26 protein-coding genes are annotated in these 23,940 nt (G+C 70.7%); 10 read left to right on the forward strand and 16 right to left on the reverse strand.

All coding sequences use genetic code 11. From position 1 onward, the window contains the following. The first annotated feature begins 1,064 nt into the window (after positions 1 to 1,064). Positions 1,065 to 2,252 (forward strand): hypothetical protein, encoded by a 1,188-nt coding sequence (locus tag MXD62_RS12225; RefSeq protein WP_248829392.1) that lies wholly within the window; start codon positions 1,065 to 1,067, stop codon positions 2,250 to 2,252. 74 nt (positions 2,253 to 2,326) lie between these two features. Here MXD62_RS12225 and MXD62_RS12230 read toward each other — a convergent pair whose 3' ends face one another. Continuing rightward, positions 2,327 to 3,088, reverse strand: a complete 762-nt coding sequence (locus MXD62_RS12230; protein WP_248829393.1) for an NAD(P)-dependent oxidoreductase — start codon at positions 3,086 to 3,088, stop codon at positions 2,327 to 2,329. A gap of 61 nt (positions 3,089 to 3,149) precedes the next feature. Between MXD62_RS12230 and MXD62_RS12235 the strand changes: the two genes are divergently transcribed. Continuing rightward, on the forward strand, positions 3,150 to 3,566 hold the full coding sequence (locus MXD62_RS12235; protein WP_248829394.1) for a helix-turn-helix domain-containing protein: 417 nt from the start codon (positions 3,150 to 3,152) through the stop codon (positions 3,564 to 3,566). 12 nt (positions 3,567 to 3,578) lie between these two features. Here the strand turns inward: MXD62_RS12235 and MXD62_RS12240 are convergent, their stop codons facing one another. The 7 genes from MXD62_RS12240 to MXD62_RS12270 form a co-directional block, all read right to left on the reverse strand. Then, positions 3,579 to 4,352 (reverse strand): SDR family oxidoreductase, encoded by a 774-nt coding sequence (locus tag MXD62_RS12240; protein ID WP_131626672.1) that lies wholly within the window; start codon positions 4,350 to 4,352, stop codon positions 3,579 to 3,581. A gap of 25 nt (positions 4,353 to 4,377) precedes the next feature. Then, positions 4,378 to 5,562 (reverse strand): lipid-transfer protein, encoded by a 1,185-nt coding sequence (locus MXD62_RS12245; RefSeq protein ID WP_248829395.1) that lies wholly within the window; start codon positions 5,560 to 5,562, stop codon positions 4,378 to 4,380. Further along, complete coding sequence (locus MXD62_RS12250; RefSeq protein WP_248829396.1) at positions 5,559 to 5,999, reverse strand: OB-fold domain-containing protein; 441 nt, start codon at positions 5,997 to 5,999, stop codon at positions 5,559 to 5,561. The genes MXD62_RS12245 and MXD62_RS12250 overlap by 4 nt, the downstream gene beginning before the upstream one ends. Positions 6,000 to 6,130: 131 nt before the next feature. Then, complete coding sequence (locus tag MXD62_RS12255; RefSeq protein ID WP_248829397.1) at positions 6,131 to 7,345, reverse strand: amidohydrolase family protein; 1,215 nt, start codon at positions 7,343 to 7,345, stop codon at positions 6,131 to 6,133. Positions 7,346 to 7,475: 130 nt separating this feature from the next. Further along, positions 7,476 to 7,679 carry a cytochrome P450 gene (locus MXD62_RS12260; RefSeq protein WP_248829398.1) on the reverse strand — a complete coding sequence of 68 codons (204 nt, stop codon included), beginning with the start codon at positions 7,677 to 7,679 and terminating at the stop codon, positions 7,476 to 7,478. A gap of 152 nt (positions 7,680 to 7,831) precedes the next feature. Further along, complete coding sequence (locus MXD62_RS12265; RefSeq protein ID WP_248829399.1) at positions 7,832 to 8,242, reverse strand: MerR family transcriptional regulator; 411 nt, start codon at positions 8,240 to 8,242, stop codon at positions 7,832 to 7,834. Beyond that, a complete protein-coding gene (locus MXD62_RS12270) occupies positions 8,229 to 9,347 on the reverse strand; it encodes an NADP-dependent oxidoreductase (protein WP_251081554.1) in 1,119 nt (372 codons plus the stop codon). The genes MXD62_RS12265 and MXD62_RS12270 overlap by 14 nt, the downstream gene beginning before the upstream one ends. 109 nt (positions 9,348 to 9,456) lie before the next feature. On the opposite strand from MXD62_RS12270, the gene MXD62_RS12275 reads away from it, so the two are divergent. Beyond that, positions 9,457 to 10,344, forward strand: a complete 888-nt coding sequence (locus MXD62_RS12275; protein WP_248829401.1) for a hypothetical protein — start codon at positions 9,457 to 9,459, stop codon at positions 10,342 to 10,344. A 134-nt stretch (positions 10,345 to 10,478) separates the two neighbouring features. On the opposite strand, the gene MXD62_RS12280 is transcribed toward MXD62_RS12275, so the two are convergent. Further along, positions 10,479 to 11,393, reverse strand: a complete 915-nt coding sequence (locus tag MXD62_RS12280; protein WP_248829402.1) for a TIGR03564 family F420-dependent LLM class oxidoreductase — start codon at positions 11,391 to 11,393, stop codon at positions 10,479 to 10,481. Positions 11,394 to 11,474: 81 nt separating this feature from the next. Here MXD62_RS12280 and MXD62_RS12285 point away from each other — a divergent pair, with 81 nt between their 5' ends. Next, complete coding sequence (locus tag MXD62_RS12285) at positions 11,475 to 12,002, forward strand: TetR/AcrR family transcriptional regulator (RefSeq protein WP_248829403.1); 528 nt, start codon at positions 11,475 to 11,477, stop codon at positions 12,000 to 12,002. Positions 12,003 to 12,006: 4 nt separating this feature from the next. Here MXD62_RS12285 and MXD62_RS12290 read toward each other — a convergent pair whose 3' ends face one another. Beyond that, positions 12,007 to 12,306, reverse strand: a complete 300-nt coding sequence (locus tag MXD62_RS12290; RefSeq protein ID WP_248829404.1) for an NAD(P)-binding domain-containing protein — start codon at positions 12,304 to 12,306, stop codon at positions 12,007 to 12,009. Between the two features lie 173 nt (positions 12,307 to 12,479). Here MXD62_RS12290 and MXD62_RS12295 point away from each other — a divergent pair, with 173 nt between their 5' ends. Further along, positions 12,480 to 12,938, forward strand: a complete 459-nt coding sequence (locus tag MXD62_RS12295; protein ID WP_248829405.1) for a carboxymuconolactone decarboxylase family protein — start codon at positions 12,480 to 12,482, stop codon at positions 12,936 to 12,938. A 52-nt stretch (positions 12,939 to 12,990) separates the two neighbouring features. Here MXD62_RS12295 and MXD62_RS12300 read toward each other — a convergent pair whose 3' ends face one another. Continuing rightward, positions 12,991 to 13,875 (reverse strand): sigma-70 family RNA polymerase sigma factor, encoded by an 885-nt coding sequence (locus MXD62_RS12300; protein ID WP_248829406.1) that lies wholly within the window; start codon positions 13,873 to 13,875, stop codon positions 12,991 to 12,993. 210 nt (positions 13,876 to 14,085) lie between these two features. On the opposite strand from MXD62_RS12300, the gene MXD62_RS12305 reads away from it, so the two are divergent. Further along, the gene (locus MXD62_RS12305; protein ID WP_248829407.1) at positions 14,086 to 14,742 is read left to right on the forward strand and encodes a response regulator transcription factor; all 657 of its coding nucleotides are present in this window, start codon (positions 14,086 to 14,088) and stop codon (positions 14,740 to 14,742) included. 13 nt (positions 14,743 to 14,755) lie between these two features. On the opposite strand, the gene MXD62_RS12310 is transcribed toward MXD62_RS12305, so the two are convergent. Then, entirely contained in the window at positions 14,756 to 16,153 is a 1,398-nt protein-coding gene (locus MXD62_RS12310; RefSeq protein WP_248829408.1) for a PAS domain-containing protein, read from the reverse strand. Between the two features lie 144 nt (positions 16,154 to 16,297). Here MXD62_RS12310 and MXD62_RS12315 point away from each other — a divergent pair, with 144 nt between their 5' ends. Together MXD62_RS12315 and MXD62_RS12320 are read left to right on the forward strand one after the other, a co-directional pair. Beyond that, positions 16,298 to 17,227, forward strand: coding sequence for a class I SAM-dependent methyltransferase (locus MXD62_RS12315; RefSeq protein WP_248829409.1), 930 nt, complete (start codon positions 16,298 to 16,300; stop codon positions 17,225 to 17,227). Positions 17,228 to 17,540: 313 nt separating this feature from the next. Beyond that, positions 17,541 to 18,782, forward strand: a complete 1,242-nt coding sequence (locus MXD62_RS12320) for a YncE family protein (protein WP_248829410.1) — start codon at positions 17,541 to 17,543, stop codon at positions 18,780 to 18,782. Positions 18,783 to 19,019: 237 nt separating this feature from the next. Here MXD62_RS12320 and MXD62_RS12325 read toward each other — a convergent pair whose 3' ends face one another. Further along, the gene (locus MXD62_RS12325) at positions 19,020 to 19,364 is read right to left on the reverse strand and encodes a helix-turn-helix transcriptional regulator (protein WP_112108432.1); all 345 of its coding nucleotides are present in this window, start codon (positions 19,362 to 19,364) and stop codon (positions 19,020 to 19,022) included. A gap of 125 nt (positions 19,365 to 19,489) precedes the next feature. Between MXD62_RS12325 and MXD62_RS12330 the strand changes: the two genes are divergently transcribed. After that, positions 19,490 to 20,368, forward strand: coding sequence for a TIGR03620 family F420-dependent LLM class oxidoreductase (locus tag MXD62_RS12330; protein WP_248829411.1), 879 nt, complete (start codon positions 19,490 to 19,492; stop codon positions 20,366 to 20,368). Positions 20,369 to 20,444: 76 nt separating this feature from the next. On the opposite strand, the gene MXD62_RS12335 is transcribed toward MXD62_RS12330, so the two are convergent. Beyond that, positions 20,445 to 20,867 carry a DUF86 domain-containing protein gene (locus MXD62_RS12335; RefSeq protein WP_248829412.1) on the reverse strand — a complete coding sequence of 141 codons (423 nt, stop codon included), beginning with the start codon at positions 20,865 to 20,867 and terminating at the stop codon, positions 20,445 to 20,447. Between the two features lie 3 nt (positions 20,868 to 20,870). After that, complete coding sequence (locus MXD62_RS12340; protein ID WP_248829413.1) at positions 20,871 to 21,263, reverse strand: nucleotidyltransferase domain-containing protein; 393 nt, start codon at positions 21,261 to 21,263, stop codon at positions 20,871 to 20,873. A gap of 408 nt (positions 21,264 to 21,671) precedes the next feature. Here MXD62_RS12340 and MXD62_RS12345 point away from each other — a divergent pair, with 408 nt between their 5' ends. Beyond that, positions 21,672 to 23,186, forward strand: coding sequence for a hypothetical protein (locus MXD62_RS12345; RefSeq protein WP_248829414.1), 1,515 nt, complete (start codon positions 21,672 to 21,674; stop codon positions 23,184 to 23,186). 69 nt (positions 23,187 to 23,255) lie between these two features. Here MXD62_RS12345 and MXD62_RS12350 read toward each other — a convergent pair whose 3' ends face one another. Continuing rightward, on the reverse strand, positions 23,256 to 23,894 hold the full coding sequence (locus MXD62_RS12350; protein ID WP_248829415.1) for a hemerythrin domain-containing protein: 639 nt from the start codon (positions 23,892 to 23,894) through the stop codon (positions 23,256 to 23,258). Positions 23,895 to 23,940: the final 46 nt, after the last annotated feature.

The following is a 23,940-nucleotide window of genomic DNA, read 5'->3' on the forward strand; positions in this document are numbered from 1 at the left end:
ATCGTTCACGCATCATTCGGCCGGGTGTCCCTCCGACCTGACCGCGAGATCGACCACGACTCGAACCGCCACCTGACGGACACATTTCGCGCCTGCCGCCGGATCACGTTTCGGCCGTAAACCACTGCCCGGATAAGTAGAACCCGTATGCGCGACGAAAATATGGGGGCGAGGCGGCCGGTGTCCAGGACGCCCACCATGGCGCGTGTCGACGGCAATGGCCGGCGGAATGTCACCGTCACGCACGTGTCGCACACGTCCGGCCGAAACAGAAGGAAAGTCCGGATACGTTTGGCGATTCGGGGCGACGTGCCCGGATTACGGCACGCATTCGAGGCCCCGGCCGCGGCGGAGAAACGCCTCGACGCCCGGCGCCACGCGGCGACCTGTCGTGGCCGCGACACCAGCCGCCGCGTGGCTCCCAGTGTTCTCGCCGACGGCGACCCACCCCGCCGGCCATCGCAACGGGGCGATCGCCGCACCCGGGCCCGCCGGCCGCACGCGCGACCGCCGCTGGCCGAGGGGCCACAAGGGTAGAAAAGGGACGAAAGACATGACCCGAAGGTGCCGGTCGCGAACCTGACACCGCTGGCGGTTCGAACAGTGGCATCGCTACCGACCGGTAGATCAACCGGCGTCGCGCCCGGCCCGTCGGGCACCGCCGCACGGGTGCCCCCGGACCACGTGCGCCACCGGGGATGTCCGCTCCCCGCAGCCGGTCCGGGACGCCCCGTGACCCGCCGACCGCCCGGCCGCGGACATCACCCCGAAAACGACGGGGACACAATTCCGGCCGGCGCCGCCGATGTGCCACACGGCGCGCAATGTTGTCGCCGCAACAGTCACGGCGTTACCCAACTCCCGGTCGTTGACAACCCGACGACCGTTTTCCTACGGTCGCCCTGCGTCCGGACAGATGGCCTTGGAGAAGCCGGCGACCGGCGCCGTTAATTGCAGACGGGATGGGGAGGGGGACATGCCCGAACGTCTGAGGAGACGAATCGACAATGCTGTCAACAGTGAAGAAAAACCGGCGGGCGAAACCAGCGGCCAGAAACAGAGCCGTGCTGCCCGCGCGAGCCGCGCTCGTTGTCGCGGCCGCCGCGGTGGGGCTGTCCGCCTGCCTTCCGGCCCAGGGCTCGGGCGGCGGCGCCGGCCCGGTACCGAGCGCGACCGCCTCGGTCACCGCCGCGCCGACGAGCACGGTTCCGCCCAGCACCGCCCCGACCAGCACCGCTCCCGCCGGCACACCCGGCCCGAGCACGCCGCCCACCGCGGGTGCCACTCCCACCGCCGGGGCGACGCCGGGCACCAGCCCGGCGCCCGGCGGAGGCGGCGGGACTCCCGCCGCGGCCGCGCTGAGCGGTACCGGTTACGCCGACCACGATGAATGGGCCTCGTGGCGCGGCTGGCCGGTCCAGATCTCCGAGACCTGGAACGACGCCAAGGACCCGGCGACCGGCGTCACGACCTGGGGGTCGATGAACGGTCTCTACACGGTCAAGCAGTATTTCACCGACGCCGCCTGGCCGGGTGAGCTCAGCCTCGCCCAGCCGATGTTCGCCGGCGACCAGAACGTGAAGGACTGCGCGTCCGAGGACCAGATCTCGACGCTCATGAACAAGCTCGTCGAGTACTGGCCGTCCAAGAACGCCTTCATCAGGCTCGGCTGGGAGTTCAACGGAAACTGGTACCACTGGAGCGTGCAGCCGGGCGACGCCGAGGCGTTCAAGGCCTGCTGGATCCGCTGGCACGACGTGGTGAAGTCCATCTCGCCGGACTTCAAGCTGGTGTGGAACCCCAACGCCGAGAGCTCCAACCAGGACGTCGACGTCACCGAGTTCTGGCCGGGCGCGCAGTACGTCGACGCCGCCGGGCCGGACTTCTACGCGATCAGCGACAACGGCCAGCTGCGCGACCCGGACAAGCGCGGGCCGCACGGCGAACCGCTGGGTATCGGCGCCTGGGCGGCCTGGGTCGCCGAGAAGGGCGTCCCGCTGGCAGTGCCCGAGTGGGGCGTCAACGACCAGGACTGGGGCTCGACCGACCCGGCGTTCATCACGCAGATGCGCACGGTGTTCACCAACGCCGCCGCGTCACCGACCGGGCTGGCCTACGAGTCCTACTTCGACGGCTCGAAGGCCTACAGCTGCAAGTTCACCCTGCATGACAAGGACTGCGGCTACGACTACCACCAGGCGGCCGCACAGCGCTACAAGGAACTCTGGACGGGGCCGTACGCGAGGTCCTGATCCGGGTACGCCGGGGCGGTGGCATCCCACCGTCCCGGCGTCCGGCGGCCGCCCGTTCGCGCCACGGCCCGCGGTCACCCGATTCCGGTGCCCGCCTCGTCCGCGGTTGTGCTCGGCGCGGGCAGAACGGCCACCTGGGTCCGGTGCAGGGTCGGGGTCTCGGACTGATCCGCCACGGCCCGCGCCAGCTGGCCGTACCCGAGCACCCCTTCGAACAGGCGGTGGTCGACGGGCGGTTCGACGAGCGCGTAGCCCGCCGTGTCATCGACGCCATCGGCCCGCAGCCCCGCGGGTGGGGTGACGACCAACCAGTCGTGCGCCGACGCGAGGCGGCGTAGCGCGGGCAGCTCGCGGGCGTGGGCCCGTGCGAACGGCAGAAGCCGCGGCGGGAAGACCGCCGGGTCGTCCATGACCGTGCGCCCGTCGGCCATGGTCAGCGTGGCGAACAGCCCGACCGTGATCAGCCGGGTCGTCGGCGACCCCCGCGCGGCGCCGGCGACCCCGGCCACGACATGTTCGTAAAATGCCTCGTCAAAATCGTCGAACGACGGCGGCGGCGCCGAAAAGGGCGTCACGGCGACTATGACGACATCGGCCTCGCGCAGAATCTCGACGAGGTCGGCGCCGCGGGTGGCATCCGCCTCTGCCACGTCGACCCCGAGGTCTCCGAGTGAGGAGTGTCGACGGATGTCCCGCACCACCCCGGTCACTCGATGTCCCCGGATGACGAGCTCCCGGCTGACGGCTCGTCCGGCTCGGCCACCGGCACCGAGCACGGCAGCGCGCAGTTGAGCAGGTGGCCGGGGTCCCGTCCCGGCGGGCTGTGTTCCTGTCATGGTGGAGAAACTAGGGGGCGGTGGGCCGGTTACCGCAACGTGACCGGCTACCCTTGGCCGGATGGAGAACGCGGCCGAAGCCCCGACGTTCGATCCGGCCTGCCCGATGAGCGCATTCCCGGTGCGGATCGGCGACAAGTGGACCGCGATGGTCGTCCTGTGTCTCGAGGCGCGGCCGCGGCGGTTCACCGAGCTCAGGCAGATCCTCGGCTCGGTGAGCGCGAAGGTCCTGGCCGAAACCCTCCGCGCGATGGAACGCGACGGCCTGGTGAGCAGAAACGCCTTCGACGAGAACCCGCCCCGGGTCGAGTACCGGCTGACCGCCCTCGGCCGGTCGCTGCTGCAACTGGTCGACGCGGCCCGGAGCTGGGCCCGGGACAACCTCGACGACCTCCTGGCCGCCCGCCGGCACCACGACGACCTGCTTATCCGCGGTCACGGCACCGTCCCGCACCCAGGCTCCGTCAGTTCTTCCTAGAGGCTTGCCTTCCTAGAATCTTCCCGGGGTGGCGAAGGTGCGAACGGCTTCGGCGCGGTCGTCGACTCTGGACCGGTTGATCGCGTTCTCGACGGACCGCTGCCCGCCGGCGATCCACACCGGGCCGTTCGCGAGATTGTCCAGGGCCTCCTGCGCGGCCTCGTCGGCGGGCTGAGCGGCGTCCAGTGGGTACCCCAGCCGGGCCATCGCGGGAGTGGCCGTGAAGCCGACGCAGAAGTGGAGCACATCGACTCCGTACTTCTCGCACTCAATCCACAGCGCCTCGCTGAAGATGCGGCTGAAGGCCTTCGAGCCGCAGTAGGCGGCGAGCGACGGCGCGCCCATGTAACCGGCGCTCGATCCGGACAGGATTATTCCCCCGCGCTTCCGCCCGCGCATGAGGCCGCCGTAGTGCCGCGCGAACTCGGTCTGGCCGAGCACGTTGACGGCGATGACCGCCCGGTAGACCTCTGGATCCAGCTCGACGAGGTCCCCGCGGACGCTGTTGGCCCCGGCGTTGTAGATGAGCAGGCCGATCTCGATGTCGTCGGTCACGGTCCGCGTCTGCTCGAGGGCGTCCGGCCGGCTCAGGTCGACGGATAAGACCCGTACCTCCGTGCCGGCTTCGCGCAGGTCGTCGGCGAGGGCGTTCAGCGGGCCCGGCTTGCGCGCCGTGAGAACCAGATTGAATCCCTGGGCGGCGAGCTTGCGGGCATAGCCTTCGCCGATTCCCTCCGAGCCGCCGACCACCAGAGCCCAGGGTCCGTACTTCTCCAACAAGCTCATGATTCTCCTTCCGGATGGACGCCGCTCACCAGCGGCGGAGCAGCACCCCGCCGCCCGGCGAGGCGCCGACCCCGGAAGCGTAGAGGGCGACGTCGGCGCCGGCCACCTGGTTGACGGCCGTCCCGCGCAGTTGCCGGACGCCTTCGAGCAGGTGGGTGATGCCCTGCAGGTAGACCTCGGCGAGATTCCCGCCGTGGGTGTTGACGGGAATGCCGCCCTCCCGCCGGATGGCGCCCCCTTCGACGAACGGGCCGCCCTCGCCGATACCGCAGAAGCCGAAATCCTCGAGGCTCATGATCACCGACGGCGTGAACCCGTCGTAGATCAGTGCGACGTCGACGTCCTCGGGGCCCAGGCCCGCCCGTTGGTAGAGATCGCGGGCGGCTCGGCGGTGCCCGGTGCTGACGAAATCCTCGTCGACGGTGTTGAACGACGCGGTGGCCCACTTGTACTCGCCGGTCGTCGCGACCGCGCGGACGCGCACGGGTGGCTGGCGCAGGTCCCGGGCACGCTCGGGCGTCGTGACGATCACGGCGGCGGCGCCGTCGGACTCCATGCAGCAGTCCAGCAGCCGCAGCGGGTCACAGATCAGCCGGGAGGCGTGATGATCCTCAACGGTGATCTCCGTGCGGAAACGCGCGTCGGGGTTGTTCACCGCGTTGCGCCGCGCGTTGATGGCGACCTGCGCGAACTGCTCGGTCGTCGTGCCGTGCAGCGCCATGTGCCGGCGGGCCTTCATCGCGTAGATCGCGGCCGGCAGCGCCATGCCGAACGGCGAGGTGTAGGACGCCGACAGCCCAATCGCCTGCCCCGGCTGCACACCGGCGGCCACCGACTGCCCCAGCCGCGCCTGCTGGATGATCGAGCGCACGACCACGACGTGGTCGGCCAGTCCGGTGGCGACCGCGGCGTAGGCGCCCGCCACCGCGCCGGGCAGCCCCGAGCCACGACCGCCCCAGGTCATGCCGGCGTACCGCAACTCCCGGGTGCCGAGCGCTACGGCCAGGTCGGCGGGCAGGGTCGGGTCGTCGCAGTAGCCGGCGAACCCGTCGATGTCCCTGACGTCGAGCCCGGCGTCGGCGCAGGCGTCGTGGACGGCGTCGAAGGCGATGCGGGTCAGGCCGAGCGGCGCCAGCGAGCCGCGGGTTCCGTACTGTGAGTGACCGATCCCGACGATGCAGGCGGCGTCCCGGATGAACCCGCCGCTCATGCCAGCATCCGGAAGCAGGGCAGGGCCAGGCCGTCGCCGAAGGTCACCGGCGCGAGCCCGACCCGCTGCCCGACCTGGAGGTCGTCCTGGGTCCAGGCGTCGACGACGTTGCTGAGGATCCGCACGGGATCTCCCTCGGTGCCGTCCAGCGTGACGACGGCGACGTTGTAGACGGCCGGTCGCGGCTCGGCCGCCCGCGTCCGGTCGGGCACCCAGATGTAGGAGTACACGGTGCCGGTGCCGGGCACCGTCGACCACTCCCACTCCGGTGAGCTGCAGCGGTAGCAGCCCTCGGTGGGCGGGTAGCGGTGCGCGCCGCAGGACGCACACCGCTGGACGTCGAGGCGCCCGGCCGCGGCCGCCCGCCACATCCCCTCGTTGACCGGGGCCACGACGGGGTCGGGCATGCCGGCCGGCCGGTTGACAGCTTCGGTCACCGTTTCCGCTCGCTCCCTTTTCGTTCCGGACGGGTTGCACGCCGGACGGACTGTGTACCGGCCGGGTTTCGCGCCGGTCGGGTTTCGCGCCGGTCGGGTTTCGCGCCGGTCGGGTTTCGCGCCGGTCGGGATCAGTCCTCGATGCCGAGCAGGCGCGCGGCGTTACCGCGCATGATCATGCGCACCGAACGCTCGTCGAGGCCGTCCAGCCTGGCCGCGAACTCCACCGGCCACAGGACCCCCTCCGGGTGCGGGTAGTCGGACCCGAAGAGCACACGCTCCGGGCCGATCGCCCTGACCAGGCCGACCACGTCCTCCTCGTAGAACGGCGAGACGTAGAGGTGCTCCATGAGGATCTCGCTCGGCCGGCCGACCACCTCACCGCCCGGCCAGTGCCCCTTACGGCCCATGTGCGCGGCGTGGTCGACGTCGTGCAGCAGCGGGACGACCCAGTTGACGCCGCACTCGAGCGCGACGACGGTCAGCCGCGGGAACCGTCCGAACAGGTTGTTCAGGACGTAGGACGCGAGTGTGTCGGCGACCGGCCTGCCGGAGACGAGGTACCACTGGAACGGCGTCTGGCCCTGCAGGGGCGGCGTCGGCGACTCGCCGAACTGCACGCCGAGCGTGGCCAGGTAGCGCGGGTCGGTGCTGTGGAAGACGAGCTTGACGTCCGCCTCCTGCAACCGCGACCAGAACCCGTCGTACACGGGGTCGACCGGGGAGCGGCCCCACAGCGGACCGGGCTTCATGACGACCGCGCGGGCACCGGCGGCGATGACCCGCTCGATCTCGGCGGTGGCCAGCTCGGCGTCCACCAGGGAGATCATCGGCGCGGTGATGATCCGGTTGTCCCGGTTGAAGCCCCACTCCTCGTCCAGCCAGCGGTTGTAGGCGCGGATGTTCGCGTAGAGCGCGGGGACGTCGTCGTGCAGCTCGTTCTCGGCCTGCAGCATCGCCGTGCCGAGCATCAGGCCCGCCTGGACGCCCTGCTCGTCCATCTTCGCTATGCGCGCGTCGCGCTGCATCATGTCGGGGTGGTCCCAGCCGCGGATGATCTCGCGGTGGACGAAGCCGTCCTTGCTGTCGGGGTCGTCCAGCATCCGGCGCAGCGAGCCCGGCGCGCCGATGTAGTCGGTCTGGATCACCCGCATGAAACGGAACTGCCGGTCGCCGAAGTAGAGCTTGCCGCGGCCCCTGGCGTCGACCCGCACGTTGATGGCACGGTCGGCGAAGGCCGGTTCGATCAGGCGGGTGAAACAGTCGTGCGGCTCATAGTAGTGATTGTCGGCGTCGATCAGCGGGTAGCCGAGATCCGGACGAGCTTCGGGTTGCTGAATACTCACGAGAATGCTCCCAACTCAATGCGCCGCCGACCCGCACTCGCAGCACGCGAAAAACTGGACATCAGAACGGAAAGAATGGCGCGGGACTTCGTCCGCACCAGGTGGAGGAACTCGGCCGCGGGCTCGGCGGTCAATCCCACGTGGCCGCGTGGGAGTTACGCGGGGCGGGCTCGTGCAGGGTCGCGCGGACGTCGGCGAACCGGGTCACGGCGATCATGCCGGAGGACAGCCGCGCGACCGGGCACCGCTCGCGCATGTCCGCCATCACAGCGTGATGGCGCTCGGCGTGCGCCAGGTCGAACGGATCGAAGTCCTCGAAAGCCTGGGTGGACACAGTCCTCCTCCCGCCGGAACCCACACCCGTGGGGGCCGCGGCGCCCGGTCAAAAGTAAGCGCATACTTACTACCCCGTCAAGGCGCAGACGCTTCCCATGAGCACCCGAGCAGTCACTTTTCAGACGCGGAACGTCAGCCGTTCGCGACAGATCAGGTCGCCGAGGACCTCGGCCACCCCGCCGAACGCGCCTCGCCCGTGTTCGCCGCAAGCTCGGGAAGCCGCCGCGCCAGTCGGTCCCGGAGCTGTGTCAGGGCATCGATGCGTTCGTCGAGCGAGGCAAGACGCCGAGCGGCGACCGCGAGCGCGTCCTGGCACATGGGCGCCGGACGGAACTGGTCGGGCAGCGGGCGGTCGAGGAAGGCAAGAAAGGAGCGGATGTCCTGCAGCGTGAAGCCCGTCGCGAGCAGTCTGCGGATGTTTTCGACCCGCGTGACGGCTTCGCGGTCGTAGTACCGGTAACCACTCGCGGCGCGCTGTGGATTGAGCAGGCCCTGCTCCTCGTAGTAGCGCAGCGCCCGAGTGGTCGTCCCCGCCGCGCACGCCAGTTCACCGATTCGCACCGCCACCACCTCCGCGGACAACCGTAGCCTGACGGGTCTGTTTCGGGAGCCGGACGACGACCTTGCCGGTATACGCACCGCCCAGCATGTCGATGAAGGCCTGCGGGGCGTTCTCCAGCCCGTCGACGATCGTCTGGTCAAGGGTCAGGCTGCCGTCACGGAGCCATCCGGCGACGTCGGTGTGGGCCTGTTTCGCGCGGTCGAGATGATCGCTCGTGAGGAAACCCCGCATCGTGAGCCGTTTGCCGATGGCAAGGATCAGGTTCGACGGCCCGGCCGCGCCGGTGCCGCCGTTCTGCGCCGCCAATGCCCCGCACAGCGCGATCCGGCCGTGCGGATTCATCACCTCGATCGCCGCCTCGAGCTGCGCGCCGCCGGTGTTGTCGAAATAGACGTCGACGCCGTCCGGAGCGACCTCCCGCAGCCGGTCGGCGTGCCGGCCGTCGTGGTGGTCGAAAGCCGCGTCGAAACCGAGTCGCCCGGTCACGTGGGCGGCCTTCGCCGGGGAGCCGACGCTGCCGACGACGCGACCGGCACCCTTCAGCCGGGCGATCTGGCCGGCCAGGCCGCCGACGGAACCGGCGGCCCCCGAGACGAAGACGGTGTCTCCCGGAGCCATCCGGGCGACGTCGACCACCCCGACCCATGCGGTCAGGTAGGACGCGAGATGCGCGGACACGGTGGGGAAGGCAGTGTCGTCGATCCGCCGGAACCGCGCCGCGTCGGCCACCGCGTACTCCCGCCAGCCCAGGCCGTGGTGGACCAGGTCACCGACGGCGAGGTCAACGCTGGCGCTGCGAACCACCTCCCCGACAGCGTCCCCGTCCATCACGGCGCCGACGGTGTACAGCGGAAGCGGAACACCCACGTCGCTCATCCGCAGCCGCATCCCGGCGTCGAGGGACAGGACCAGATTGCGCACGAGCACCTGCCCCGCCGCCGGCTCCGGGACCGTCGTCCGCACGAGGGCGAAGTCATCGGGGACGGGCAACCCGGCGGGACGAGCGGCGAGGTGAACCTGCCAACCACTGCCGCCCCCGGCGGGGCTTGCGGGGTTGCCTGCGGGGCTGTCTGACGGACTGCCAGGACGCGAAAGGCCGGTCATGCCGCCGGACGCTAAACCTTGACGCTCGCGTGAAGGTCAAGCGCCGCAGGTACCGTGCGCGAGGCTCCCAGAGCTTGACCCAGGCCGGCGGTCGCAATTGGGTGGGGCCATGGCCGAGCGGAGCGTGGCCCAGCAGATGTGGCGGCTGTTCGAACCGGTGCACGCCGTCACCTATTTCGCGCCGGCCTGCCTTCAGGCGTGGCAGGACGCCGGGCTGCGCGGGTACTGGCGCGGGTACTTCGCCGGCCGGGTCGCCCCGCTCGGGCCGGTCGGACCAGGGCCGGTCGTCGGGAGCTTCTTCGGGTTCGCGCCGGCCATGGTGGCCAGGGCGCTGCCGGACGTCTGGACCCGCATCGCACCGGAGAAGGCCCTGGCCGTCCGGCTCGGCGCGGCCAGGGCGGCACTCGGCCCGCTGGTCGCCGAGATCGACCAGGCCGAACTCGCGGAGCTCGCCGGGCTGCTGCGCGCGGCGGCGGCGCGCGTCCCGGTCGCCGGGCGGGTGCTGGGCGCGGCGAACGCCGCCCTGCCCTGGCCCGAGGACCCACTGGAGATCATCTGGCACGCCGCCACCGTGCTCCGGGAACACCGCGGCGACGGGCACGTCGCCGCCCTCGTCACCGCGGGCCTGGACGGCCCGGAGAGCCTCGTGTGGCGGGTCAGCAGAGGCGGCACCGACCGTGCCTTCTACCAGCAGATCCGCGGCTGGACGGACGACGAGTGGGACGCCGCCGCCGACCGGCTGCGCACCCGCGGATGGCTGGATCCCACCGGCACACCGACCGACGCGGCCCTCGGCGCGGCCCGCGAACTGGAGGCGACGACGGACCGACTCGCACGCTCCCCCTGGGACACGCTCGGCCCGGACGCCACCCGACGCACCGCAGCCCTGCTGGCCCCGATCGCCCAGGCCGCCGCCCCCCTCCTGCTCTGGCCCAACCCCGTCGGCGTCCCCGACCCACGCGGTGAGCCGTCCACCGGTCAGCCAGGGGCCGGCTGACCGGTAGGCGCATCCCCGACAGGAACTCCGACAGCTGATTCCGCGGCATCCGTGGGCGCGACGGCTCTCCCAGATACGGTGCGGACCGGCCAGGGCGGGAGCGACGAAGGCGCCGATCCCGCCCGGTCGTTCAGCTAATTCCAGTCGGCCCGACGCCGCGACCCGAGCCACCGCAGGGTCCGCCGTCGATCTTCGTCGCTGCCGACGAGGCTGGCCAGCAGATCGGTCACCCCGGCGTCGGCGAACTGCCGGATCGACGACGCGACGGTCGCCTCGTCTCCCGCGACGACCGTCTCCCGCACAGCCGACCTGCCGTCCCGCGCCAGGATCGTGCGGTAGGCCGGGAAGCTGGCGGCGAAGCCCACGTGCGCCTCGACCGCCTGCCGCACCCCCTCCGGATCAGCGGTGACGCTGATCGGGACGGCGGCCACGATCCGCGGGGCGGGCCGGCCCGCCGCCGCGGCGGCACGGGTGATCGTCGGCACGACATGCCCGGCGATGGCCTCGGGACCGGCCCACACCGTCACCGTCCCGTCGGCCAGCTCGCCGGCGACGCGCAGCATGACCGGCCCGAGCGCGGCCAGCAGGACCGGGACGGCGGTGGCACCGGGCACCTCGACCTGCCCCGCCACGGTCAGGAAGGATCCCCGGTGCTCGACGTGCTCCCCGCGCAGCAGCGGACGCAGCGCGGACAGGTACTCCCGGGTGTGCTGGGCCGGCTGGTCGTAGGAGTGACCGAAGGCGCCCTCGATGAAGTGCCGGTGGCTCGGCCCGACCCCGAGGGTGAACCGGTGCCCGGTTGCGACCTGGGCGGTGAGCGCCTGCCCGGCGAGCACGAGCGGATGGCGGGGATAGGTCTGCACGACGGCGGTGCCGAGCTCGATGCCCGGCACCCGCTGCCCCGCGAGCGCGGCGACGGTGAGCGCGTCCCACGCGGTGATCTGACTGAAGAAGGCGCTGTCGAGGCCGGCGTCGGCGGCCGCGCACGCCTGCCCGATCATCTCCTCCAGGGTGGAACCGGCCCCGCCCACGTAAACACCCAACCGCATCGATGCCTCCAAGATGAATCGGATGTTCCGCTTCCTCTTGGACAGTAATCTGAGGGCTCAGATTCCGGGGGGAGCCAGGCTGTGCGATCCGACGCCCGACGCAACCGCGAGCTGATCTCCGCCGCCGCACGCGAGCTGTTCACCGAGCGTGGCGCGGCTGTCTCCATGGAGGAGATCGCAAGCGCGGCCGGGCTCGGAGTGGGGACGCTCTACCGGCACTTCCCCGATCGGGCGGCCCTGCTGGAGACCATCGCGGCCGACACCCTCGAGCGCTTCCTCGCGTTCGGCCGCGCCGAGGCGGCACGGGACCTCCCCGGCTGGCAGGTCCTGCTGCGCATCATCGAGCACTGCACCAAGCTGCCGCTGGCCCTGGTCAAGACGCTGGCCGAGGGGGTGGCCACCGCACCGACGGTGGCCATCCTGACGGCCGAGGCCGACGCCTTGCTCGCAGCCGTCGTCGAACAGGCCCAGCGGGAGCGGACATTGCGCCCGGACATCCCGCCCCGCGAAGTCGTCGGCCTGCTGAACGTGATGGTCTGCCGGCCGGGAGCCCGCGCCGACGACCACCTCGTCACCGTCATGCTCGACGGCCTGCGGGCTGCGCGGTGACGGCCTACGGCCCAACCCCGCCGTTGAGCTCCGCGACCAGCGGCGAGACGCCCACTGCGGCAGCCGACCGTCGGATCATCCCGGCCACCGCGAGCGCCTCGCCGGGCGGAACCACCGACAGAACGATGTCCGCCGCGCCAACCGCCTCCTCCAGGGAGTCGGCCAGTTCCAGTCCGTGGGCGAGCGCGCGGGTCCGCTCTGATCGGCCCGCCGCGCAGGCTATGGCCCTGGCGCCGCCCTCGACGTAGCCGCGCCCCAGCGCCGAGCCCATCGCGCCGGGACTCACGATCGCCACTGTCACCATCCGCCGTCCACCTTCCGTGCTCGGAGGTCTGTGCGCCTGCGCGGTGGTCGCCACGGACACGAGTCCACGGTCCCGCGGCAGAGGCCCCGTGCTCGTTACCTTCCGTCGCTCCGATCCGTCATAGCCGTGACTCGTCAGTCGAGCGGGCAGACGCCCCAGGAGGAGAGTTGACGATGCAGGCACGGATGACCAACCCGGCGATGGTGCTCCCGCACGCGATGGAGGCGATCCAGGGCCTCTACAAGGCGATGAGCACGGGCGGCGTGGCACAGCGGACGCTGGAGCTGGTGCACCTGCGAGCCAGCCAGATCAACGGCTGCAGCGCGTGCGTGCACGCCGGGGTGACCGGAGCCACGAAGGCCGGCGAGAGCGCGGACCGCCTGCTCGCCGTGGCGGCGTGGTACGAGTCTCCGCTTTTCGACGACGCCGAACGGGCCGCCCTCGCGCTCACCGAGGCGGCCACCCGACTCAGTGACCGGCCCGGTCAGGTCACCGACGAGCTCTGGGACGAGGCCCGCGGGCACTACGACGACAAGCAGCTCGCGGCGATCATTCTGATGATCGCGACCACGAACTTCTTCAACCGGATCAACACCACGATCAAGGAACCGGCGGGCGCCAACTGGGGCTGAGGAACGGCGAGGCGGGGCGGCCCGGCCCCCGCTCGGGCCGCCGCCCCTGCCGTCAGCTCGCGAAGGCGGACAACTCGAGCCGTCCCAACCGGTCGACGTCGGCGAGCACGTCGACCGCGACGATCAGCCGGTCCCGGACGATGAATCCCATGATCGAAATCGGCCGGCCGCCCAGGGTGATGACCGCGCCGGCAGCCCCGTTCACCAGGGCCGGGTGAACCTCGGCGTCCGGCCGGGCGAACATCAGCGCCCGGCCGGCGACCGATGCCGCTCCCCGGAGCACCGCGGTGGCCCGCGGGCGGGCGGCGCCGCCGTCCGAGCGCATCTCGACGTCCGGGGCGAGGAGCGCGAGGAGGGCGTCGAAGTCACCGCCGCGTGCCGCTTCGAAGAACGCGCGGACCGCTTCGTGCTGCTGGGCCAGGTCCGCCTCCGGCAGCGGCCCGCCGGTCCGGATCCGCCCCCGGGCACGGCTCGCCAACTGCTTGGTCGCCGCCGTAGACCTGCCGAGCATCGCCGCGATGTCGCCGAACGGCACCGCGAACATGTCATGCAGCACGAAGGCCAGCCGCTCGGCAGGGGTGAGAGTCCCCAGGACCACGTGCAGCGCGAGCCCCACCGACTCCGCGAGCAGCGCCTCCCGCTCAGGGTCGACGCCGTCGGCCGGACTCACGATCGGGTCCGGCACGTGGACGTCCAACGACTGTTCCCGACGCGTGCCGCGCGACCGCAGCATGTCCAGGCAGACCCGGCCGGTGACCGTGGTCAGCCAACCGCGCAGGTTCGCCACGTCGCTGGTGTCGGCCGAGCTGAACCGCAACCAGGACTCCTGCACCGCGTCGTCCGCCTCGTGCAACGAGCCGAGCATCCGACACGCGACCGAGCGCAGATGCGCCCGATGTTCGTCGAACCGCGCGGCCAGCCAGTCCTGTCCAGTCATGATCGCCCTTGTCTCGCCATCCGCCGTCACGACCCTGACGCGGATGATCAGGCCGATGTAACACGCGCATCACCGCGCCCCGACCTCCGGTGCCCATCCAGGGGCCGGCGCGGCCCGGATCTGATCACTCGGCCACGCGCAGCCATTGGCATTCAGAGCTTGGCTTCGGTAAACGGCCACAAACGGCTGAGGTCATGCGATCATGTCGTCGTGGTCGACCGTCTGCGTGTGATCCTCGTGGACGACCATGAAATCGTCCGTCAGGGCGTCCGTACCATGCTGGAAGCCCACCCGGACATCGTCGTGGTCGCCGAAGCCACCTCCGCCTCAACCGCTGTCGAGGTGGTCCGCGACCACCGTCCGGATGTGGTCGTGATGGACATCCGGCTGGACGACAGCAGCGGCATCGAGGCGACCAGGACCGTCCGGACCCGGTTTCCCGACGTTCGGGTCCTGATGCTGACATCGTTCCCCGACGAGCAGGCGCTCATCTCGTCGATCCAGGCCGGCGCGAGCGGTTACGTGTTGAAACAGATCCGGCGCGATGAGTTGGTCTCCGCGGTCCGGTCGGTCGGTGACGGCCAGCACGTGGTCGACAAGACGGTCACCGGGGTACTGCTGGAACAGATCCGGCTCGGGGCGGCCCGCGAACCGTCGGGAGCCGACGAGCGGCTGAGCCGGCTGTCGGCCCAGGAAAGGCGCATCCTGGCGCTCGTGGCGGCCGGCCGGACCAACCGGGAGATCGGCCTCCACCTGAATCTGGCCGAGAAGACCGCCCGCAATTACGTGTCGGTCATTCTTCAGAAGCTCGGCCTTTCCCGGCGGGGCGAGGCGGCGGCTTTCCTGGCCCGCCGGGGCACCCGGTAGGCGGACGGCTCACTCATCCCGGCGGAAGTGGTATCCGCACCGTCACCGTGCTGCCCTCCGCACCGGACTCGATGTCGAGCCGGCCGCGCAGGTTCGCCGACCGCTCGCTGAGGTTCCGCAGCCCCTGGCCCCGCCCGGCCGCCGCGGCCAGGTCGAATCCCCGCCCGTCGTCGTCGATCTCGAGCACCGCCGTGCCCGTCGCCCGGATGAGGCTCAGCCGGCAGGTCGTGGCCTGCGCGTGCCGGCGGACGTTGGACAGCGCCTCCCGGGCGATCTGAAGAATGTCGCCGGCCTGCGGGGCAAGCTCGGCTGTGACCGTCGGATCGCGGTCGACGGCGACGACAATCCCCGTATCACGCTGGAAGCTCTCCGCCAGGGCCTGGAGCTCGTCGTAGAGGTGCCGGTCGGGCGGCAACGCCGGACGCAGGTTGAAGACGTAATCCCGGATTTCCTGGATCGCGATGTCGATGCGGTCGACGCTGTCGGCCAGGCGGGCGCGGGTCGCGTCAGGCTGGTCGGCCAGTGTCTCGGCCGCCTGGAGCGTCAGCAGGACCCCGGACAGTGACTGGATCACCCCGTCGTGCAGTTCCCGGGCGATACGTTGGCGTTCGTCGGCCACGGCGAGCTGGCGGCGCGACTGCTCCAACTGATCCTCGGTCAGCTTCCACTCGGTGATGTCGAAGATCACCCCGTCCAACCAGCTCCGGCCGTTGCCGCTGTGCACTTCCTGGCCGCGCTCGCGGACCCAGGCGACGGTTCCGTCGGCCCGGACGATGCGGTATTCGAGCACGAACGCCCTGCCCTGCCGGGTTCCCTCGGTGACGGCGCGCTCCACCATCTCCCGGTCGTCGGGGTGGATGACGCTGGCGAAACTGCGCACCGCGCTGTCGACGAAATCGGCGGCCGGATACCCGGAGATGCGCTCGATGTCGTCGCTGATCAGCTCCATCGTCCAACTGGGGTCGTTGGCGCAGCGGTAGATGGCGCCCGGGGCGTTCGTGAGCAGCGTCCGCAGGCGGGTCTCGTTGCGGTGGAGTTGGGCGCTGCGCACGCCGGCAGACGCCCGGGCCAGCAGTTGGAGCCGGTCGAACGGGCTGATCAGGTAGTCGTCGACGCCGTCGGGCAGGGTCTGTTCGCCGGCCGGCACCACGAGGGTGATGTACAGGTCGGCGTGCTGAGGCCGGGCCCGGATCTGGCGGCACAGGTCAGCGCAGTCCGGCAGTCCCCCATCGATGAAGATCAGGTCGTAGGGCGCCTCTCCGAGTGCCGCGAGCGCGACCGCGCCGGTGGGGGCCGACCTCGCCTCGTATCCCGCGGCAAGCAGGTCGCCGCACAGCCCGGACATCAGCTCGCCGGCGCCGGCCACCAGCGCCTGAATTCCGGCGTCCGGCGCCCAGCGTGTCGCGTCCATGTCAGATGTCCTTCTCTCCCGGGACACTCCACCCTCACCACCGGGGGCGATGTATCTGATGCTCGGTTCCACGATCCCTCCGGCGAGCCGGCGGGAACGCACGGACAGTCCATTCTGATCCGGAACCGCGACCACGGGGTGACTATGGACGTATCGAACGTGTTCGAGGTGTTCGGCCCGGCAGCGCCCTGGGCCGCCGCAACCGTCGGTGTGTTCGTGGCGTTCCTGGTAGCGGCGGCGTTCTGGCAGGGGCGCTCGATTTCGTTCTGGCCGCCGCAGATCGGGCGCCGGCTGACCCCGCTCGCGTCCCGGGCGTTTCGTTCAAGCCGGCTGGGCGGCCGGGCCGGGACCGCCGGCCGTGCCGCGGCGCCCCAGCGCGAGTATGGAGTGGACCAGTCCCGCGACTTCTACCAGGAAATCGCCTCGAACTACGACCTGCGCAACTCCGGGAACCTGGTGTCGACACATCTCGCGACCGTCGCGCAACTGCAGGCCATCCGCGACCAGCGGCCCGGCCTCAAGGTGCTCGACCTCGGCGGCGGCACGGGCAAGGTCATCGCGATCCATTTCTTCAATGACACGACGATGAACTGGACGTACGTCGACAGCTGCCCGGCGATGGCGGCCGAATTCCGCCGGAATCTCTGGGGTCATCCGCTCGGGCGCGGCTCCGAGGTCGTGGTCGACGACATGAACCGCGCACTCGGTCAGCTCGAGGCCCATTCCTATGACGTCATCATGCTGTCCCTGGTGCTGTCCTCGATGCCGGAGCCGCCCGACTTCGGCGTGCTCAGAAGGCTGCTCCGGCCGGGCGGGTCACTGATCGTCACCGACATCAACCCCGGATACACCCGGGACAACCCGCTTTACAAGGTCTGGGTGGACGGTGCCGTCGTGGCGTTACGCATAATGCCGGTGGATCCGTTCGAGGTGATTCGCCGGGCCGGCGCGGCCGGCCTCCGGGTGGCGGAGCAGAAGACGATCGGCGAGGAGAGCTTCTACTACTCCTTCCTGCTGGTGTTCACGCCGGACCCGGTACGACCGCGGCGGCGCCGCGCCGAGGCGTCGGCCTGATCCGCGTCCTCGGGGCGGCACCGGTTCATCGCCGGGTTCGTTCCAGCGCGGCACGTACCAGGGCGGCCCGTCAGCACCGGCATTTCCGTCTCGGCGGCGGCGGCCACACCGTCGCCCTCGTCCACCAGCGTCATCGGTGTCGGCGCGGGAACGATCTCAAGCCGCCCGTCTCTCGGCCAGCGCGTTCCAGGCGTCGGCGGCGAGGTCGAAACGGCGCGCCGACAAAGGAGCGCCAAATCAGGCAAAAAAGGCAAACTCTCTGCAATCTCACTAGATTCACGTCGACTACTTCCAGTAATCCTCTGTCGACGGCGTGCGCCGCGCGGCAGGGTCGTCATCAATACCGGAGGAAGCGGTGTCGACTCGAAGACGTGACCTGAGGAGATTGACTAGCAGAAGCTACAACTCCCGGAGAAAGCGACTCCTCGCGCTGGGAGTGCAGGCTGTCGTCGCGGCCCTTGTCCTGGCCGGGGTGCCGAGCCGGGCGGAAGCCGCGAGGCCCGGTCCAGCGGTGAAGGTGTTTCCCCGTCCGATGGAAGCCGCGATACCAGGCCGGGCTGGTGGCGCGCTGCCCCGCTCGGGGGGAGGAGGGGTCGGTTCGACGCGGGTCTATGTCGCCAACTGGGGCGCCTCCAACGTTTCGGTCATCGACGCGCGGAGCAACAACCTCGTAGCCACGATTCCTCACGACAACCCGGAGGGCATAGCGGCGACCAAAAAGCTCGGCGGGCGTGTCTACGCCGCCGGGAAAAACGGCGTCGGCACAGAGGACTATGTTGACGGTCTCACAGTGATCGACCCCCGGGACAACAGGACGGTCGACGGCGTCCCGCTGCTGCCAGGACAGGATGCGGGAGCGGTCAAGGTGGCGGTCACCGACAGGATGTCGCGACCGCGCGCCTACGTCACCGGCGCCTCCGCGAACATCGTCTCGGCGATCGATCTCACGACGAACGAGGTCGTCGCGACCATTCCCGTCGGCGCCTTTCCCGAAGGCGTGGCGATCGCCGACAGCCTGCCCCGGCCCCGAGTCTATGTCGCCAACACCGACGACAACACCGTGTCAGCGATCGACGTCGCCACCGACAAGGTCGTCGCGACCATCCCCGCCGGCGCAGGACCACTCGGTGTCGCCGTTCTCGACCGTCCCGTCCACCCGCGTGTCTATGTCACCAACCTTTTCGACAACACCGTGTCGGTGATCGACGCGACCAGCAACAAGGTGGTCGCCACGATCACCCTCCCAGCGGAGGACATCGGGCCGTCGTTCCTCGCTATCGACGACAATCCGCGCGCGCCGCGCGCCTACATTCCCGAGCAGCTGAGCAACAACGTCACGGTGCTCGACCTGAGGACAAACACGGTCATTGCCGAGATTCCCGTCGGTGACGCCCCCAACACCGTGGCGTTGGACGACGACCATCGCCAGCCCCGTGCCTACACCAGTAACTTCTGGTCAGGTGACGTCTCGGTGATCGACCTGAAGCGCGGCGCCGTCGTCGCGACGGTCCCCGTCGGCGGCAATCCACTCGGCGTGGCGGTCCTGAAGAAGTAGCGGCGGGCCCACCCTCACCGCCCGAGCGAGGTGCGAGTTAGCCGGTTGGGCGTCGGGCCGTGACTCCGCCCGACGCCGGGGTCGGCCGCCTGGCCCGCGGCTGGAAGCGGCGATTATGAGCACGGACTGGCTCAGTCTCGGCCAGTCGCGTTCGCAACGACCCGGTTGTCGGGAGTGCGCACCTCCTGGCGGCAACCGGAGCCCGGCCTGCCCTACACCGACCCGGACAGGCGGCCCTCAGTGCGTGGCGGCCGGCTCGCCCTCGGCGAGAACCAGGGCGAGCAGGCCCGGGAAGCGGGCGTCGAACTCGGCCCGGCGCAGCCGGTTGAGTCGACGCGGACCCTGGTCGACCTGTTCGAGCAGGCCGGTGGCGCGCAGAACGGCGAAGTGGTGACTGGCGGTGGCCTTCGACACCGGCAGGTCGAAGGTGCCGCAGGTACGGGCGAAGTCCGCCTCGCCCGCCAACGTCCGCACGATCGACCGGCGCACCGGGTCGGCCAGCGCCTCGAGCGCCTCCTGCAGGCTCACCTCGCCCGGGTCCGTGTGCCGCAGGCCGAGTACCCGTCTCGACTTCGTCGCCATTCTCCCCTCAGCCTCACTTTCACCAACCTCCCAACTGTTCGACTGCTATCGTACAGTGGCAGTGTTCGAGATGGATCGAACACTGCCACCCGCGAGGGTGCTCGCACGCATCGGGGAGAGCTGCCATGACGCCGACGCTGGGACGGGTGGGCATCTGGTCCCCGTCTTTCGCCTGGAACACGCCGGATGCCGCCGAGGCGGCGGCGGAGCTCGACGAGCTCGGGTACGGGGCGCTGTGGCTCGGCGCCTCCGCCCCCGAGCTGCGCCAGCCAGCACAGCTGCTCGCGGCGTCCCGCAGGATGGTCGTGGCCACCGCGATCGTCAACGTGTGGGCCACCGAGGCCACCGCGCTCGCCGCCGCCTTCCACGAGGTCGCACGGACGTACCCGGACCGGCTCCTGCTCGGCCTCGGCGCCAGCCACGCCCCCAGCGTGGCGGCGCTCGGCAGGACGTACACCCGGCCCCTGCGATACCTGGCCGGCTTTCTCGACACCCTCGACACGGCGCCGGAGCCGGTGCCGGCCGGCTCCCGTGTCCTGGCCGCGCTGCGCCCGAAGGCGCTTGCTCTCGCGGCAACCCGCTCCGCCGGGGCCCATCCCTACCTCGTGACCCCCGAGCACACCGAGTTCGCCCGCGGGACGCTGGGCGCGGGCCCCCTGCTCGTCCCCGAGCAGAAGGTGATCCTGGAGACCGACCCCGCGACGGCGTGGGCACTGGCCCGCCACAACCTCAGCTACTACCTCGCACTCCCGAACTACGTGCGCAGCCTTCGCATGGTGGGCTTCTCGGACGACGAGCTCACGGAAGGCGGCAGTGACCGGCTGGTCGACGCGCTTTACGCCTGGGGAACAGTCGACGAGGTCGCGAAGCGGATCACCGAGCACCACGCCGCCGGAGCGGACCACGTGGCGGTCCAGGTCGTCTCGGCGGGCACCGATGTGCACGCTCGCACCGGTCAGCCAGCCCGCGCGCAGTGGCGTGCCCTGGCCGAGGTGCTGCTTTGATCGGGTACCTGAATCCGGCTCTTCGCCACGGGATCCTCACCCGGCGGCTACCGTCGCGCCTTCCCGAGGCCGTAGGCTACGCGTCCGTCTCGGACACGTAGACGACTATTTCCCGGACGAATTCGTCAAGGTCGTCGAGGGCCCTCAGCCGAGCGATGACGATCTCATCGTTGACGTCGATGTAGTCATGGACGAGGACGTTCCTGAAGCCGACGGCCTTGCGGAGCGACCGGGCAAGCGCCGGGTCCATCGCTCCGTGATCGCCGAGGAGGCGGACCGCGTCGCCGTTGTCCGCTGGTGGTCCCCAGCCCCGCGCCGCGCAGATGTGCTGCGCGACGTCGACGCAAGCCTCGATCGCCGTCACGAAGGTGTACTTGACGCCGCGCAGCCAGATCGGGTCCGCGCGGCGCTCGTCGCCGGCGTCCGCCTCGCGGCGCAGCACGGAAAGGTCGTCGGTGACGGCGCGGAGCAGGCGCAGCACCCGGACCTGGTCGACCACCGGTTACACGGTCCTGGGCAGCAGGGCGGCGGCGAACTCTCGGTGGGAGCGAGTGATCCGTGGGAGTTCGTCGAAGTAGATCTTTCTGGTCATCGCCTCCCAGTGCACGCGCGCGGCCCGGTCGTCTTCGAAGAGCAGTGTTCCGCCGACGGCGACCCGGCCGGCAAGCTCGAGCGGAGCGTTGTCCAGGACGAGGAGGTCGACTCCAGGCGGCAGAAGTACGTCGAAGGCGTTGGGAGGCCGCGGCCCGCCGAAGTAGGCGGCGATGTCGATGTCCGAGTCCGCCCGCTGGCGCCCGACAGCGCGACTGCCGTGCAGGTAGGCGAACCGTGCGCCCGCCTGACGCAGAACGGCGACAGCGTCGTGCGTCGCCGTGCGCGCGAGTGTCTCGTCCACACCCCGATCTTCGCAGACGGGACGGCCGTGCGGCATTCACCTCCGCCCGCGTCGCGATCCGCATCGGGCGCGCGGGGCGGTCACACGTCGCAGCCGCCCACAAGCCCCCTCCGGCGGCGGCATCGCAGAAAGGCCGTCCGACCGAGCCCCGTGCGCATTACCTTCCGTCGCTCCGATCCGTCATAGCCGTGACTCGTCAGTCGAGTGGGCAGACGCCCCAGGAGGAGAGTCGAAGTCACCTCCACGGGCCGCTTCGAAGAACGCGGTACGCACGGAGCAGCCGCGACCAAGTGGTGCTTCCGCGGCCGTGCCGTGTTCGCGCATCACGGGTCACGCGCCCCTATCGTCCAGATTGAGCGGAACCGGACAGGTCCGCGGCGCGGTGCTGCCATTCATGCGGGAGTGAGCATGGTCGACGGGACTGACGACGTCCGGGCTGGCGACGCGGGAACCGACGGCACGGACTCCGTACCGATCGACCGGACGACGCCTGACACGACGCAGGGCGCCGAGCCCGTTGCGGCGCAGGACGCCGAGGCGCCGGGCCGGGGGTCCAGGCCCACTGCGAGGCTGGTGGCCTGGTCGCGCGACGTCGACTGGGCAGAGGCGTTGGTCGCGGTCTCGATCGTCATCGCGGCCGTCGTTGCCCTCGTCGGCTCGTTCCGATTCCAGACCAAGCCCGATGCGGAGGGCGACCACTACCAGTCCGGCTACGAAGCGGCCCTCGTCGACCTGCGCAACGCCCCGATCGGCGAAGAGCAGGACCTGTCGACCGACGAGGATCGGGCGCCGCCGGCGGCCGGCGATTTCCCGCCGCCGCCGGACCGGGGCGTCCGGCTGGCACCCGGCGCCTATCGGGTGCTGTTCGAGGGCAGCGGGATCCCGGACCGGCATGGCGCGGCGGTGGTGACCGCGATCGGCGACGACGCGGTGACCTGCCGGGCGAGCGACTGGGACGACCACCAGGGCGACGAACAGGTCGACGTCGTATGCGTCGGGGCGGGCGGAGAGCCGGTGGACGCAGCGTTCTCGGTGATGTTCGCCTACCGGCTGCCCGGCGACCCGGGACACGACGAGGTGTTCGCGTACCTGCGGATCGACAGACCCTCGCCCCCTGCTGCGCCGTCGATCGCTGCTGGACCAGTGCAGCCTGCCGCGTCCTCGACATCCGCTGCGGCCTCGGACCAGCAGGCCGAGCCGATGCGGCTCACAGACGGCTGGAGTTCGGGGGAGGGCACGGTCGAGGTGGTCCGGCTCGCCCGGGGTCGGCACGAAGTCCGCCTGGTGGCGGAAGGTTTCGGTCGGATGGCGGGAAACCTGCAGGTGAACGCGCTCGGCGAAGGTGACGTCTTCTGCGCGCCGACCGACGTCGTCGCGGTCGACGACGGTCACGACACTGCGACGGTCACGGTCGGTTGCATCCGCGACGGGGCCCTCGCCGACGTGCCGTTCGCGCTGACCTACGCCTCGTCGCCGGCCGGCGGTGACGAAAGATCGTCCATCCACCTTGCCTACCTCGTCAACGGTGTCCGCCTCGCCGGTGACGACCGAAACGGGACGGGCTCGGGTCGACTCGGCGTGCCGCCGATCGGCGCGCGGGTCCGAGCCGACGCCGCTCGATCGCGCAATGGCGCGGGCGCGGACAACTGGATCGTTCGGACCGCGATCGGCCGGTACGAGGCGATCTTTCCCGAGGTCGGGGGCGGGGCAGCACACGTCCAGGTCACGCCAGTCGACGAGGCTGGCCGCGGCGCGCCGCGCTGCGCCGTCGATGGCTGGACGACGAACCCGCCCAGCCCGGGAACCGCCGGGGCCACGGCCGTGCCGACGGGTGACGTCACGGTCCGCTTCCACTGCTTCGACCGGTTCAGTAGCGACGTCGACACCCTGGCGTACGTCTCGTACGAGGCCACGGCGTTCTGACATGCCCGGCGGCAACGCCTGTTCCGTCCGACGACGCGCCCCGCGGGCGCGCACTTTCCTCGCCGACGGTCAGGACGCCGTAGAGCCAACGGTCAGGACGCTGTAGAGGTTGGCGGCGCGGCGCTGGTAGGCCGGGCCCCAGACGCGCCTGAGCAGCAGCCGCAGGGGAAGCGGCACGAGCGTGAGGGCATCGGCACGGGTCGTCTCGTCTGCGGCGATGATGAGCCAGCCGTACAGCTTCGGGAGGTCGCGGCGGCTGGTGTTCCGCGCGGCGTCCTTGCCGATCTCCTTGAACTCCTCGGGCGAGAGCAGTCCGCGCAGCAGTGGGAAGGCGACGGCCTCCTCCTCGTCGAGGTGGGCGTTCAGGGTTGCCTGGAGCTGCGTGAGCGTGTCGGCGCGCTCGGGCAGCGGGATCGCGACGTCGCCGGCGTGGCCGATCAGCGGGTCGAGCGCCGCGTGCTGGGCCTCGAGGCGGTCGACGGCCACGACGGCGCGTGGCGCCCGGACGCGCAGCGTCGGCCACAGCAGCCGGTCCTCCGCACTGTGGTGATGGTGCAGCACGCGCAGCGTGAGGGCGATGTGGTCCTCGATCAGCGCGGCGTGGGAGGCGTCGCGCGGGGCCTGGGCCGCCAGGGCGAGCCGCCCGTACTCGGTCCGCATGGCGTCGTGCACGAGACGCAGCGGCAGCAGGTCGATTTCTGTCAGCATCGCGTTTCCTTCCATTTCCTGGGGATTACCCGACGGTAGGGAACGA

This window comes from Frankia sp. Mgl5, assembly GCF_023242985.1.
Taxonomy (GTDB): domain Bacteria; phylum Actinomycetota; class Actinomycetes; order Frankiales; family Frankiaceae; genus Parafrankia; species Parafrankia soli.

Coding starts and splice junctions, on each gene's coding strand:
- MXD62_RS12230 (WP_248829393.1), bottom strand. CDS start 3,088: ATGACAGGAACACAGCCCGCCGGGACGGGACCCCGGCCACCTGCTCAA.
- MXD62_RS12235 (WP_248829394.1), top strand. CDS start 3,150: ATGGAGAACGCGGCCGAAGCCCCGACGTTCGATCCGGCCTGCCCGATG.
- MXD62_RS12240 (WP_131626672.1), bottom strand. CDS start 4,352: ATGAGCTTGTTGGAGAAGTACGGACCCTGGGCTCTGGTGGTCGGCGGC.
- MXD62_RS12245 (WP_248829395.1), bottom strand. CDS start 5,562: ATGAGCGGCGGGTTCATCCGGGACGCCGCCTGCATCGTCGGGATCGGT.
- MXD62_RS12270 (WP_251081554.1), bottom strand. CDS start 9,347: ATGACCGGCCTTTCGCGTCCTGGCAGTCCGTCAGACAGCCCCGCAGGC.
- MXD62_RS12275 (WP_248829401.1), top strand. CDS start 9,457: ATGGCCGAGCGGAGCGTGGCCCAGCAGATGTGGCGGCTGTTCGAACCG.
- MXD62_RS12280 (WP_248829402.1), bottom strand. CDS start 11,393: ATGCGGTTGGGTGTTTACGTGGGCGGGGCCGGTTCCACCCTGGAGGAG.
- MXD62_RS12290 (WP_248829404.1), bottom strand. CDS start 12,306: ATGGTGACAGTGGCGATCGTGAGTCCCGGCGCGATGGGCTCGGCGCTG.
- MXD62_RS12295 (WP_248829405.1), top strand. CDS start 12,480: ATGCAGGCACGGATGACCAACCCGGCGATGGTGCTCCCGCACGCGATG.
- MXD62_RS12300 (WP_248829406.1), bottom strand. CDS start 13,875: ATGACTGGACAGGACTGGCTGGCCGCGCGGTTCGACGAACATCGGGCG.
- MXD62_RS12310 (WP_248829408.1), bottom strand. CDS start 16,153: ATGGACGCGACACGCTGGGCGCCGGACGCCGGAATTCAGGCGCTGGTG.
- MXD62_RS12315 (WP_248829409.1), top strand. CDS start 16,298: ATGGACGTATCGAACGTGTTCGAGGTGTTCGGCCCGGCAGCGCCCTGG.
- MXD62_RS12325 (WP_112108432.1), bottom strand. CDS start 19,364: ATGGCGACGAAGTCGAGACGGGTACTCGGCCTGCGGCACACGGACCCG.
- MXD62_RS12330 (WP_248829411.1), top strand. CDS start 19,490: ATGACGCCGACGCTGGGACGGGTGGGCATCTGGTCCCCGTCTTTCGCC.
- MXD62_RS12345 (WP_248829414.1), top strand. CDS start 21,672: ATGGTCGACGGGACTGACGACGTCCGGGCTGGCGACGCGGGAACCGAC.
- MXD62_RS12350 (WP_248829415.1), bottom strand. CDS start 23,894: ATGCTGACAGAAATCGACCTGCTGCCGCTGCGTCTCGTGCACGACGCC.